Origin of the sequence: Kitasatospora sp. MAP5-34, from assembly GCF_029894335.1 — a bacterium.
In the GTDB taxonomy this organism is placed as follows: domain Bacteria; phylum Actinomycetota; class Actinomycetes; order Streptomycetales; family Streptomycetaceae; genus Kitasatospora.
Window position 1 is genome coordinate 17,898 of sequence record NZ_JARXZC010000020.1, and the last position, 13,469, is coordinate 31,366.

9 protein-coding genes are annotated in these 13,469 nt (G+C 71.6%); 5 read left to right on the plus strand and 4 right to left on the minus strand.

Features of this window, described 5'->3' with window-relative positions:
• Positions 1-130: 130 nt before the first annotated feature.
• The gene (locus P3T29_RS17855) at positions 131-772 is read right to left on the minus strand and encodes an MBL fold metallo-hydrolase (RefSeq protein WP_280717485.1); all 642 of its coding nucleotides are present in this window, start codon (positions 770-772) and stop codon (positions 131-133) included.
• A 55-nt stretch (positions 773-827) separates the two neighbouring features.
• On the opposite strand from P3T29_RS17855, the gene P3T29_RS17860 reads away from it, so the two are divergent.
• Both P3T29_RS17860 and P3T29_RS17865 read left to right on the plus strand, forming a co-directional pair.
• A complete protein-coding gene (locus P3T29_RS17860; RefSeq protein WP_280717486.1) occupies positions 828-1,247 on the plus strand; it encodes a MarR family transcriptional regulator in 420 nt (139 codons plus the stop codon).
• A gap of 126 nt (positions 1,248-1,373) precedes the next feature.
• A complete protein-coding gene (locus P3T29_RS17865; RefSeq protein WP_280717487.1) occupies positions 1,374-1,520 on the plus strand; it encodes a hypothetical protein in 147 nt (48 codons plus the stop codon).
• Positions 1,521-1,540: 20 nt separating this feature from the next.
• Here P3T29_RS17865 and P3T29_RS17870 read toward each other — a convergent pair whose 3' ends face one another.
• Together P3T29_RS17870 and rpsA are read right to left on the minus strand one after the other, a co-directional pair.
• Positions 1,541-3,745, minus strand: a complete 2,205-nt coding sequence (locus P3T29_RS17870; protein WP_280717488.1) for an MMPL family transporter — start codon at positions 3,743-3,745, stop codon at positions 1,541-1,543.
• A gap of 275 nt (positions 3,746-4,020) precedes the next feature.
• Positions 4,021-5,505: a 30S ribosomal protein S1 gene (gene rpsA, locus P3T29_RS17875; RefSeq protein ID WP_280717489.1), complete on the minus strand. Its 1,485-nt coding sequence runs from the start codon at positions 5,503-5,505 to the stop codon at positions 4,021-4,023.
• A 445-nt stretch (positions 5,506-5,950) separates the two neighbouring features.
• On the opposite strand from rpsA, the gene P3T29_RS17880 reads away from it, so the two are divergent.
• Together P3T29_RS17880 and hrpB are read left to right on the plus strand one after the other, a co-directional pair.
• The gene (locus P3T29_RS17880) at positions 5,951-6,802 is read left to right on the plus strand and encodes a methyltransferase domain-containing protein (protein WP_280717490.1); all 852 of its coding nucleotides are present in this window, start codon (positions 5,951-5,953) and stop codon (positions 6,800-6,802) included.
• Entirely contained in the window at positions 6,802-9,321 is a 2,520-nt protein-coding gene (hrpB, locus tag P3T29_RS17885; RefSeq protein ID WP_280717491.1) for an ATP-dependent helicase HrpB, read from the plus strand. The genes P3T29_RS17880 and hrpB overlap by 1 nt, the downstream gene beginning before the upstream one ends.
• A 125-nt stretch (positions 9,322-9,446) precedes the next feature.
• Here hrpB and polA read toward each other — a convergent pair whose 3' ends face one another.
• Positions 9,447-12,128 (minus strand): DNA polymerase I, encoded by a 2,682-nt coding sequence (gene polA / locus P3T29_RS17890; protein WP_280717576.1) that lies wholly within the window; start codon positions 12,126-12,128, stop codon positions 9,447-9,449.
• 194 nt (positions 12,129-12,322) lie between these two features.
• On the opposite strand from polA, the gene P3T29_RS17895 reads away from it, so the two are divergent.
• Positions 12,323-12,775, plus strand: a complete 453-nt coding sequence (locus tag P3T29_RS17895; RefSeq protein WP_280717492.1) for a hotdog fold thioesterase — start codon at positions 12,323-12,325, stop codon at positions 12,773-12,775.
• Positions 12,776-13,469: the final 694 nt, after the last annotated feature.

The window sequence follows — 13,469 nt, forward strand, 5'->3', positions numbered from 1 at the left end:
CTCTGTGTGTCGATCACCGAAAGCGTTGATCACTGGGAATGTCGATCACTGAAAGTATCGGATCGCATACTCTCAGAAGCGGGTGCACCCCGTCCATGACATTTCCGGCCTTGGCCGGCCTTGGATCCGGCTACCCCAGTTCGAGCTGCTCACCGGGCGCGGGCTGGCTGAATTCCGCCCCCGTGCCCGGCCCGCCCTCGCCGAGCAGCCGCCCGTGCACCAGCTGCCCGAGCTCGCTGAGCACCGCCTCGTGTACGGCGACCGCCCGCCGGGGCTTGACCTCCCGGACGTAGTCGATCAGCTCGGAGACCTTGGACCACGGCGCGGCGATCGGCAGCAGCAGCGTCTCGACCGGGTGCGGCGGCAGGGTCAGCGCGTCGCCGGGGTGGAACAGCTTTCCGTCCAGGAGGAAGCCGATGTTGCCGACCCGGGGTATGTCGGGGTGGATGACGGCGTGCCACTCGCCGTGCACACTCACGCCGAGGCCGTTGATGTCGAAGGCGTCGCCCTCCCCCACCACCGTCACCCGGGCGCCGAGGCCGTCCAGCTGCCCGGCCACCGCGCCGTTGGTCCAGATCCGCAGGTCGGGACGGGCTTCGGCGGCGGCGCGCAGCCGGTCCTCGACGAAGTGGTCCATGTGCTCGTGGGTGATCAGCACCGCGTCCGCGCCCGTGAGGGCCTCGGCGTCGGTGAACATCCCGGGGTCGATGACGACGGTGGTGCCGTCCTGCTCGACACGTACGCAGGCGTGTCCGAACTTGGTGATTCGCATACCCGAAACAATACAGCAAGGCTGTATAGATTTAGGATACTCCTACTCTTATGCCATGAACGATGTCGACCCTCTCGAAATCGCAGCCGAGCTGCGCACCGTGATCGGCACTCTGGTCCGGCGCCTGCGGGTGGACGACGAGCTGCCGCAGAACCAGGCCGCCGTACTGGGTTGGCTGGTCCGCGAGGGCCCGCGCACCACCAGCGAACTGGCCGACCTGCAGCGCGTCCGGCACCAGTCGATGGCCCGCACGGTGGCCCTGCTCACCGACGCCGGGCTGGTCGAGCAGCAGCGCCACCCCACCGACGGCCGCAAACTGGTGATCACCGCGACGGAGCCCGGCGTGCGCGCCCTGCACGACCAGCGCGCCCGCCGGGAGGGCGCCATCGCGGCGGCCATCACCGACCGGCTCACCCCGGCGGAACAGCGGCAGCTCCGCGACAGCGTCGCCCTGCTCGCCCGGGTCAGCCGCTGAGTACCTCAGAGCCCCGCGCCCCTGAAAAGCTCACCCGCTCCGCCAAGCGGGTGACTATCGCATTCCCCGGCGGCAGTCGCGGCGTTGAGCAGGGCGTTCCGCACCACCCCCGAAGGGAAGCCCTCAGTGACCACCGTCCGCAACACACTTCTCGTCGCCGCCGCCCTCTGCGGCCTGATGTTCGGCGCTGCCGGCAGCGCCTCCGCGTGCAGCGCGCTGGACGGCATCGCCGGGCTGGCCCCCGGCTTCGGGAACTCCTGCGTCAGCCGCTGACCGGGTCGGACCGGTCGGTCTCAGTCCGTGACGGTCGCCAGCGGCCGGTCCCGCTCGGCACGCGGGGCCGGGACCGTGGCGGCAGCGGCGATCGGTGGCAGTTCCACGTGCTCGCTCAGCCCGAAGCGGCGGTGCAGCCGCCGCAGCGGGGCCGGCGCCCACCAGTTGAACTCGCCGAACAGCGTCATCGCGGCCGGTACCAGCAGGCAGCGCACCAGCGTGGCGTCCACCGCGACGGCCACGGCCAGCGCGATGCCCATCTGTTTGACCATCAGCATGTCCCCGGCGGCGAACCCGGCGAAGACGATCACCATCAGCAGCGCCGCCGAGGTGATGATCCGACCGCTGCGCTGGAGTCCCAGCTCCACCGAACGGGTACAGCTGTACCCCTGGTCCCGGAGCTCCTTGATCCGCGAGAGCAGGAAGACCTCGTAATCCATCGACAGCCCGAACGCGAAGGCGAAGACCAGCACCGGAATGAAGGTCTCCAGCCCGCCGGTCGGGCTGAAGCCCAGCAGCCCGCTGAACCAGCCGTCCTGGAAGACCAGGGTGAGCGCGCCCAGTGAGGCGCCGAGCGAGAGCAGGTTCATCAGCAGGGCCTTGACCGGCATCACCAGCGAGCCGGTCATCAGGAAGAGCAGGATCAGCGTCCCGACCGCGACCAGGCCGAGCGCCCAGGGCCCCCGGTCGGTCAGCTCGTGCTGGAAGTCGACCACGGACGCGGCGCCGCCGGTGACGTAGGTCTGCAGGCCGCCCCGGTCCGCCCGCAGCTCGTTCACCACGGACTTCGCCGCGCCGCCCTGCGGATCACCGTTGACCAGCACGTCGATGGTGCTGATCTGGCTGCCGACCGGGGTCACGGCCCGTACGCCGCTGACGCCCGGCAGCTTCGCCACCACCGAGTCCGCGTAGTGCTGCGCCGTCGCCTGCCCGGCCTTCACCACCACGGTGACGGGGGCGGGCGCGACCTGCGGGAAGCGGTGGTCGATGGTCTCGGCCACCTGCCGTCCGGCCGAGGAGGTGGGCAGCACGGAGGCACCGGAGTCGCGCATCTGGGCGCTCGCGAACGGCGCACCGGCGGCCACCAGCAGCGCCGTACAGACCAGCACCACCGGGATCGCCCGCTTGCGGACCCGCCGCACGGTACGGGCGAAGAAGCCCTCGTCGGACACCGGCGCGGTGGGCGCCTTGATCCGGTGGCCCGCGAAGCCGAGCAGCGCGGGGATCAGCGTCAGCGCGGCGGCGACGGCGATCACCACCACGCTCACCCCGGCCGCCGCGACGGCGCCGAGGACGGGGTTGGTGAAGACGAACAGACCGCTCAGCGCGACCGCCACCGTCAGCCCGGAGAACGCCACCGTACGGCCGGCGGTCGCGGCGGTGCGTTCGACCGCCGCCGCGATGCCCGCGCCGTGGCCGCGCTCCTCGCGGAACCTGTTGACCATCAGCAGCGCGTAGTCGATGGAGAGCCCGAGGCCCAGCACGGTGGCGATCGGCAGCACGCTGGTGTCGATCGACATGATCTGGCTGAAGCCGAACATCGCCAGCAGCGCGCCGCCGACCGAGGCGACCGCGCCGATCACCGGCAGGCTCGCGGCCGCCAGGCCGCCGAAGACCAGCACCATCACGATCAGGGTCAGCGGCAGGGTGACGATCTCGCCGAACTTGGTGTCGCTCTGGGTCTGGTCCTTGACCTCCTGCTGGAGCACCAGGTCACCGCCGACGGTGACATGCGCGCCCTCGGCCTTGATCGAGTCCAGCCGTTGGGTGACGGCGTCCAGCTGCGCGCCGGTGCTGTCGACGGCCATCCGGACGTCCACCAGACCGGCCCTGCCGTCGGTCGAGGTCATCGACGGGCCGGCGGAGTAAGTGTCGGTGGCGGAGGTGACGCCCGGGAGCTTGGCGATGTCGGCGGTGGCCTGGGTGACGGCCGTCCGTACGGCCTGGCCGTTCACCGGCACGCCGTCCACGACCGCCGTGACACTGCCCAGGGACGGGTCCGCCGCCGCGACGGCGGCGGCACCCCGGTCCGCCTCGGAGGAGGCGGAGGACGCACCGGCCACCGTGCCCTCGAAGACCCGCCCGCCGATCAGCACACCGAGGGCGAGCACCAGCACCCAGAAACCGACCACCCACCGCCGCCGGCGGTGGCAGAACCGGCCGAGCGCCGCGAGGCGGCCGGCGACCTGGGCGGACGGGGGTGCTACTGCGAGGGTATTGCGCATATGTGCGTAAGCCTTTCGGGCAGTTCCCCTCAAAGCTAGGCGTAAACGGACCAATCCCCTAGAGCGCGACAGTGCGCTTCATATCACACGAATCGGGGGCACCAAACCGGCCCGGAACGCACGAACAGCCCAGAACGCACGGAACGCACGGAACGCACGGAACGCACGGAACGCACGAACAGCCCGGAACGGACGAACCCCCCACCCGGAGACCCGGATGGGGGGTTCGTTCAGCTACCGATCCTCAGAGGGACGAGCCCTCGGCGAGGATGAGATCAGCTCTGGCCGCCGGCCAGCTTCTCGCGCAGAGCGGCGAGCGCCTCGTCCGAGGCGAGGGCACCGGTGCCCTCGGTGCTCTCGGAGGAGTACGAGCCACCGGAGGCAGCGGCGACAGCGTCGCCACCCTCGGCAGCGGCCTCGGCGTCGGCCTCACGGCTCTTGATGACCTGGGCCTGGTGCGACTCGAAGCGCGACTGCGCCTCGGCGTACTGGGCCTCCCACGCCTCGCGCTGCTTCTCGAAGCCCTCGAGCCAGTCGTTGGCCTCGGGGTCGAAGCCCTCGGGGTAGATGTAGTTGCCCGCGTCGTCGTACGAGGCAGCCATGCCGTAGAGGGTCGGGTCGAACTCGGCCGTGGCCGCGTCCGCGCCCAGCGCCTCGTTGGCCTGCTTCAGCGAGAGGCTGATGCGGCGACGCTCGAGGTCGATGTCGATGACCTTGACGAAGATCTCGTCGCCGACCTGGACGACCTGCTCCGGGATCTCCACGTGGCGCTCGGCCAGCTCGGAGATGTGGACCAGGCCCTCGATGCCCTCGTCGACGCGCACGAACGCACCGAACGGAACGAGCTTGGTGACCTTACCGGGGACGACCTGACCGATCTGGTGCGTCCGGGCGAACTGCTGCCACGGGTCCTCCTGGGTCGCCTTCAGCGACAGAGAGACGCGCTCGCGGTCCATGTCAACGTCGAGAACCTCGACGGTGACCTCCTGGCCGACCTCGACAACCTCGGACGGGTGGTCGATGTGCTTCCAGGACAGCTCGGAGACGTGGACGAGACCGTCGACGCCGCCCAGGTCCACGAAGGCACCGAAGTTGACGATCGAGGAGACGACGCCGGAGCGCACCTGGCCCTTCTGCAGGGTGGTGAGGAAGGTCTGGCGGACCTCGCTCTGGGTCTGCTCCAGCCAGGCACGGCGGGACAGGACCACGTTGTTGCGGTTCTTGTCCAGCTCGATGATCTTGGCCTCGAGCTCCTTGCCCACGTAGGGCTGGAGGTCGCGGACGCGGCGCATCTCGACCAGGGAGGCCGGGAGGAAGCCGCGGAGGCCGATGTCGAGGATGAGACCACCCTTGACGACCTCGATGACGGTACCGGTGACGATCCCGTCCTCTTCCTTGATCTTCTCGATCGTGCCCCAGGCGCGCTCGTACTGTGCGCGCTTCTTGGACAGGATCAGGCGACCCTCCTTGTCCTCCTTCTGGAGAACCAGGGCCTCGATGTTGTCACCAACCTTGACAACCTCGTGGGGATCAACGTCGTGCTTGATCGAAAGCTCGCGGGACGGGATAACGCCCTCGGTCTTGTAACCGATGTCGAGGAGAACCTCGTCACGGTCGACCTTCACGATGACGCCCTCAACGATGTCGCCATCGTTGAAGTACTTGATCGTCTCATCGATCGCCGCGAGGAAAGCCTCGGCGTCGCCGATGTCGTTGATCGCAACCTGCGGGGTGGTGCTGACAGAGGTGTCGGTCGTCATTAGGAAAAGGGCTCCGGTACGGACATGAAGTCGTAGGTAATGCCACGCGGGGGGCCTGTATCGCTCCCACCGAAAGCCGACAGCCAAGAACACGGCCCACCATTCTGGTTACCCAAGAGGTGTCCGTCTTGCGACCGTGGGGTCTTCGACAGATGCGAGCGCGACCTGCTCCGTCCGAGGCGCGCAGGCCCGCAGCGCAACTTGTAGCATACGGGGACAGCCAGGCATGGTCAACGCCAGTGAAGGCGAGACGGTAGAGGCCAGGTTGGATCAGGCCATATCCTCCAACTGCGCACCTCACGCCCCATGATCGAACAGGGGTGTGGGCGGCAGCCGCAGGGGCCAGCTCCCCGGATGCCACCGCCTGTGCCGCCCCCTCTCACAGGGGCGGACGCGGGCAGTAGCGCTTCCGCAGCCACCACCCTACGCGACAGGCTCTATCACCTTGGCCACCACCCCTGACACTGTGCCGTCAATCCCCGGCGAGGAGGAGGACGGCGACGCCGTCCGCCGCGACGCCGCACCCGCCGAGAGCAGCCGCGCCAGCCGGTCCTGGTGGGACCGCAACGCCGACGAGTACCAGGACGAGCACGGCGAGTTCCTCGGTGACGACCGCTTCACCTGGTGCCCGGAGGGCCTGGACGAGACCGAGGCGCGGCTGCTCGGCCCGGCCGGCTCGCTGGACGGGCTGACCGTACTGGAGATCGGCTCCGGCGCCGCCCAGTGCTCGCGCTGGCTGGCCGCCCAGGGGGCTCGGCCGGTGGCGCTGGACATCTCCTTCCGGCAGCTCCAGCACTCCCGGCGGATCGACCTCGGGCGTGGCGCCGAGCCGGTCGCGGTGGTGCAGGCGGACGCGGCGGTGCTGCCGTTCGCGGACGGCGCCTTCGACCTGGCCTGCTCCGCGTACGGCGCGGTGCCGTTCAGCGCCGACACCGCCGCGCTGATGCGCGAGGTGCACCGGGTGCTGCGGCCGGGCGCGCGCTGGGTCTTCTCCGTCACCCACCCGATCCGCTGGGCCTTCCCCGACGAGCCCGGCGTCGAGGGGCTGACGGCGACCGCCTCGTACTTCGACCGCACGCCGTACGTCGAGCAGGACGAGAGCGGGCAGGCCACCTACGTCGAGCACCACCGGACGCTCGGCGACCGGGTCCGTGAGCTGACGGCGGCCGGATTCCAGCTGCTCGACCTGGTCGAGCCGGAGTGGCCGGACGGGCTGGAGCAGGAGTGGGGCGGCTGGAGCCCGCTGCGCGGGCAGCACATCCCGGGCACCGCGATCTTCGTGGCGCGCCGGGGCTGATGGTGCGTACCGCCGGGCTCGAACTCCCCGTCCGCACCGCCGTCCCCGCGCTGCGGCGCGCGCTCGACGAGCGGGGCGTCGCCGTACTCGCCGCGCCGCCCGGGACGGGCAAGACCACCCTGGTGCCGCTCGCGCTGGCCGGGCTGCTCGACGCCTTCCCCGGCCCGGGCCGCCGGGTCCTGGTGGCCGAGCCGCGCCGGCTGGCGGTGCGGGCGGCGGCCCGGCGGATGGCCTGGCTGCTGGGAGAGGAGGTCGGCGGGAGGGTCGGCTACAGCATCCGGGGCGACCGGCGGGTCGGGCCCGGGACGGTGGTGGAGGTGGTCACCACCGGGGTGCTGCTGCAGCGGCTGCAGCGCGACCAGGAGCTGCCCGGCGTCGACGTGGTGGTACTGGACGAGTGCCACGAACGGCACCTGGACGCCGACACCGCGCTCGCCTTCCTGCTCGACGTCCGCGCGGCGCTCCGCCCCGAACTGCGGCTGGTCTGCGCCTCGGCGACCTCGGACACCGACGCCTGGGCACGGCTGCTCGGGGGCGAGGACGAGGGCCCGGCCCCGGTGATCGAAGCACACAGCACCTCGCACGCCGTCGACGTGATCTGGGCGCCCCCCGCGCGCCTCGCCCGCCCGGCGCAGGGGACGCGTACCGATCCGGCGCTGCTGGAGCACGTCGCGGCGACCGTCCGGCGGGCGCTGTCGGAGCGCGCGGGCGACGTGCTCTGCTTCCTGCCGGGCGTCGGCGAGATCGCCCGGGTGGCCTCCCGGCTGGACGTCGACGCCGAGGTGCTGCAGCTGCACGGGCAGGCGCCGCAGGCCGTCCAGGACGCGGCGCTCACCCCGGGGAGCGGACGCCGGGTGATCCTGGCGACCTCCGTCGCCGAATCGTCGCTGACCGTCCCGGGCGTGCGGATCGTGGTGGACTCCGGGCTCGCCCGGGAGCCGCGCACCGACCACGCGCGTGGGCTCGCCGGCCTGGTGACGGTACGGGCTTCGCTCGCGGCCGGCCGCCAGCGCGCCGGGCGGGCCGGGCGCGAGGCGCCGGGCGTGGTGTACCGCTGCTGGTCGGAGGCGGAGGACGCGCTCGCCGTCCGCTTCCCCACCCCCGAGATCGCACTCGCCGACCTGACCTCGTTCGCGCTGCAGGCCGCCTGCTGGGGCGACCCGGACGCACGCGGGCTCGCGCTGCCCGACCCGCCGCCGGGCGGGGCGATGGCCGCCGCGCGGCAGACCCTGGCCGCGCTCGGCGCGGTCGACGCCGACGGGCGGGCCACCGAACGCGGCCGCCGGATCGCCCGCGCCGGGCTGCACCCCCGGCTCGGCCGGGCCCTGCTGGACGGCACGGCCCTGGTCGGCTCGCGGCGCGCGGCGGAGCTGGTCGCGCTGCTCTCCGAGGAGCCGCCCAGGGCGCTCGGCGACGACCTGCTCGCCGTCCTGCACGCCGTGCGCGCCGGGCGCGACCCGTACGCGGGGCGCTGGCGCGAGGAGGTGCGGCGGCTGCGCGCCGGGGACACGCCCGGGACGGCACTGCCGGACGGCGTTGCGGCGGGCCTGGTGGTCGCGCTCGCCTACCCCGAGCGGATCGCCCGGGCCCGGACCGCCGAAGGCCCGTACCTGATGGCCTCCGGCACGGCCGCCGACGCCACGCCCGGCTCGGCCCTCGCCGGGGCGCCCTGGCTCGCGATCGCGGTCGCCGACCGGCCCGCCGGCTCGCCGTCGGCGCGGATCAGGCGCGGGGTGGCGCTGGACGAGGAGACCGCGCGGCTGGCCGGGGAGTCGCTGCTGACGGACCGTGAGGAAGTCAGCTGGGCCACTCCCCCGGGCGGGCGGCGCGGCGAGGTGGTGGCCCGGCGGGTCGAGGCGCTGGGGGCGATCGAGCTCGCCTCGGTACCGCTCGCGTCCCCTGACCGGGCGCTGGTACGCGAAGCCCTGCTGGACGGGCTGGCGCGGGAGGGCGTCGGCTCGGTGCTGACCTGGTCCGCGGCGGCCGTCGCCCTGCGGGAGCGGCTGGCCTTCCTGCACCGCGCGCTCGGCGCGCCCTGGCCCGACGTCGGCGACGCGGCGCTCGCCGCGCCCGACTGGTTGGAACCGGAACTGTCCCGGGCCCGGCGCCGGGCCGATCTGGAACGGATCAGCGTCGCCTCGGCGCTGCAGCGGCTGCTGCCCTGGAGCACCGGCGAGGCCGGACGGCTGGACGAGCTGGCGCCGGAGCGGATCGCCGTCCCGAGCGGCTCCAAGGTCCGGGTCGACTACTCGGACGAGCGGCCCGTACTCTCCGTCAAACTCCAGGAGCTGTTCGGCTGGCAGTCCGCACCCGCCCTGGCGGGCGGCCGCGTCCCGCTCACCATCCACCTGCTCTCCCCCGCCGGCCGCCCGGCCGCCGTCACCGGCGACCTCGCCTCCTTCTGGCGCGAGGGCTACCGCGCCGTCCGCGCCGACCTACGCGGCCGCTACCCCCGCCACCCCTGGCCCGAGGACCCCACCACTGCCGAACCGACCAGGCGCCTGAACCCCCGCAAGTGAGGGCCGGCCCCCTTCAGGGGCGCGGGGAACTGCGCGACCAGCCCACGACACACCTGCACGGTTGATCGCACAGCTCCCGCTCCCCGCCCGGGTTGCCCTGAGCGCACAGCACCCCCGACCGGAGGTCAGTGCGCAGCGACCTCCCAGTTCGCGCCGACGCCCACCGACACGTCCAGCGGCGCGCGCAGCGGATACGCTCCGGCCATCTGCTCGCGGACGATGGACTCGACCTGTTCGCGCTCGCCCGGCGCCAGCTCGAGGACGATTTCGTCGTGGACCTGGAGCAGCATCCGGGTCTTGACGCCGGCCTCCGTCAGGGCCCGGTCGACCTTCAGCATCGCGATCTTGACGATGTCGGCCGCCGAGCCCTGGATCGGGGCGTTGAGGGCCATCCGCTCGGCCATCTCGCGGCGCTGGCGGTTGTCGCTGGTCAGATCGGGCAGGTAGCGGCGGCGGCCGAGCAGCGTCTCGGTGTAGCCGATGGCGCGGGCCTCCTCGACGACGCGGTGCAGGTAGTCGCGGACGCCGCCGAAGCGCTCGAAGTAGGTGTCCATCAGGCCCTGGGCCTCGCCCGGCTTGATGCCGAGCTGCTGCGAGAGCCCGTACGCGGAGAGCCCGTACGCGAGGCCGTAGGACATCGCCTTGATCTTGCGCCGCATCTCGGCGTCGACCGAGCCGTTGGAGACGTTGAAGACCTGGGACGCGACGGTGGTGTGCAGGTCCTCGCCGCTGGCGAAGGCTTCGAGCAGCGCCTCGTCCTCGGAGAGGTGGGCCATGATGCGCAGCTCGATCTGCGAGTAGTCGGCGGTGAGCAGCGACTCGTAGCCCTCGCCGACCACGAAGGCGCGTCGGATCATCCGGCCCTCCTCGGTGCGGACGGGGATGTTCTGCAGGTTCGGGTCCTGCGAGGAGAGGCGGCCGGTGGCGGCGACCATCTGGTTGAAGGTGGTGTGGATCCGGCCCTGCGGCGAGACCGTCTTGAGCAGGCCCTCGACGGTGGTGCGCAGCTTGGCCTGGTCGCGGTGGCGGAGCAGGATGACGGGCAGTTCGTTGGTGGTCTGGGTGGCCAGCCAGGTGAGCGCGTCGGCGTCGGTGGTGTACCCGGTCTTGATCTTCTTGGTCTTGGGGAGGGCCAGCTCGCCGAAGAGGATCTCCTGCAGCTGCTTGGGCGAGCCGAGGTTGAAGGGGCGCCCTGCGGCGGCGTGCGCCTCCTCGACGACCCGCTGGATCTCGGTGGCGAACTGGGCCTCGATGGTGGTCAGCCACTCGCGGTCGGCGGCGATGCCGGTGCGCTCCATCCGGGCGAGCAGCTCGGCGATGGGCAGCTCCATCTCGTGCATCAGCTCGGTCGCGCCGACCTCGGCGAGCCGGGTCTCGAAGTGCGCGGCGAGGTCGAGGACGGCGCGGGCCTGCGTCATCAGGGCCTGGGCGCCGGCCGTCGGGTCGTGCTCGGGCGCGTCGAAGGAGAGCTGGCCGCTCTCGGCCTCGGCGGCGGCGGCGAGCGAGCGGAAGAGGTACTCCTCGGCGAGCACGTCCAGGGTGAAGGTGCGGCGGCCGGGCTTGTCGAGGTACGCGGCGAGGGCGGTGTCGGCGGTGACGCCGGCGATCTGCCAGCCCTGCTCGGCGAAGGCGCGCATCACCTGCTTGGCGATGTGCAGCGCCTTGGGCCGCTCGGGGTCGGCGAGCCAGGCGGCGAAGGCGCGTTCGTCGGCCTCGTCGAGCTCGGCCGGGTCGAACCAGGCGGCGGTGTCCCCGACGGCCAGCGCGATCTCCTGGACCCGGCCGCTGCCGAGCGCCCACTCGTAGACGGCGGCGACGGCGATCCGGTGGCCCTCGGTGTGCTGGTCGAGCCAGGCGGCGAGCGCACCGGGCTCGGTGAGCAGCTCACCCTCGACGGCCAGGCCGGGCGAGGCCGCGACCTCCTCGGCGAGTTCGACGCCGCCCGGGTCGACGCCGTAGACGCGCTCGCGGAAGTTGGGGTTGCGGAACTCCAGGCTCTCCAGCAGCTGGCCGACGGCCTCCCGGTCGAACGGGGTGCGGGCCAACTCTGGAACGGTGAGCGGGAGTTCCACCTCGCGGACCAGCTCGGTGAGCACCCGGTTGCGCTTGACGGAGTCGAGGTGCTCGCGGAGCTTCTCGCCGATCTTGCCCTTGACCTCGTCGGCGCGGGCGACCAACTCGTCGAAGGAGCCGAACTGGTTGACCCACTTCGCGGCCGTCTTCTCGCCGACGCCGGGGATGCCGGGGAGGTTGTCCGACGGGTCACCGCGCAGCGCGGCGAGATCCGGGTACTGGGACGGCGTGACGCCGTACTTCTCGGCGACCTTCTCGGGGGTGTAGCGGGTGAGTTCGGAGACGCCCTTGGTGGGGTAGAGCACGGTGACGCGCTCGCTGACCAGCTGGAGCGCGTCCCGGTCGCCCGTGACGATCAGGACGTCGAAGCCCTCGGCCGCGGCGGCGGTGGCAAGAGTCGCGATGACGTCGTCCGCCTCGAAGTTCTCCACGGACATCCGGGGGATCCTCATCGCGTCGAGCAGCTCGTGGATCAGGCCGATCTGGCTCTTGAACTCGTCGGGCGTCTTGGCGCGGTTCGCCTTGTAGTCGGGGAACTCCTCGGAGCGGAAGGTCTTCCGGGAGAGGTCGAAGGCCACCGCGAGGTGGGTCGGCTGCTCGTCCCGCACGGTGTTGGCGAGCATCGAGGCGAAGCCGTACACCGCGTTGGTGGGCTGACCTGTGACGGTGTTGAAGTTCTCCACCGGCAGGGCGAACCACGCCCGGTAGGCCATGGAGTGTCCGTCGAGCAGCATCAGCCTGCCACTCGCCGCACTCTTCCCTGCACTCTGCGTAGCCACGTCAACGTCCGTTCCTGCCGATTCCACTGCCGGTCACTGATCCTATGGCCCATCACCGACAAGTCCTTCGACCACACGGGCCCCGGTCGTACGATCACTGGCAGCAGGCACCACCCGACCCGCGCCCGACCCTCGACGGCAGGAGCACCATGACCGACCCGGCCCCGGTTCTGAAAGTCCCGCAGGACGTCCTCGACCACTTCTCGAAGCTCGGCGTCGACCCGTCCACGTTCAGCGGCGGCCTGCTCGGCGAGAAGCTCGGCCTGCGGATCGTCGAGGCGTCCGGGGACCGGGTGGTCGGCACGATGCCGGTCGAGGGCAACCAGCAGCCGTACGGGCTGCTGCACGGCGGGGCCTCCGCCGCGCTCGCCGAGACGCTCGGCTCGATCGGGGCGATGCTGCACGCCGGACCCGGCCGGTACGCGGTCGGCGTCGACCTGAACGCCACCCACCACCGCTCGGCCACCTCCGGCCTGGTGACGGGCGTGGCGACCGCCGTCTTCAAGGGCCGGACGGCCGCCACCTACGAGATCGCGATCACCGACGACACCGGGAAGCGGATCACCAGCTGCCGGCTCACCTGCATGCTGCGCGATCTCTGAGGGACCGTCACCAGGCAGGGCCCGGCGCCGCCCCAAACCGTTATCAGCCCCACCACCGCCCCCTCGTTTGTCCGCCGCCCCACCTGGGCAGGCCATGACCGGACGAGGGGGCGGTGGCATGTCCAAAAGCGGGCACGGGAGCAGCGGGCCGACCGGCCCTCAGGCGGCATCCGCTCCGGTCGCGGTGCGCCCGGGGCACAGCGCCGGCCGGGGCTGCCCGGCCGCACGACGCGGGCCGGCCTTTCCCCGATGTAACGCTACGTAACACACGGGCAATGCAGGTTCTCGATCGGATCCGGGGACGGACAGTTCGCCCGACCTGTCCGAAAACCCGCGCAGCACCCGCCTGATACCGATATCCGGACATCCGCGTCCGTTTCAGCCTTCCCGGACCGGTGTATCCGATATCCGGACACGGCCCTTATTACCAGGCTTTCTCGGCGCACGGACCCTTCCGCCACCTGAGATCTCTTCTCACATCCAACGCCGGCTCAGGCCCCAACGCCCAGAATGTGAGACTACTCGGTCAGGTCCGCATAACAAGAGAATCACAGCATGCCCGCACCCCTGCCCGAGCCGCCGAAGCCGGTTTAGAGTCACGGCCAGTCACCGCGCCAACGGATTGAGCCCGGCCCCCAGCGCGCGACCCGGCACCCGGCCATGTCCGGCCCCGTGCCTTTCCTCAGAAAGGGAA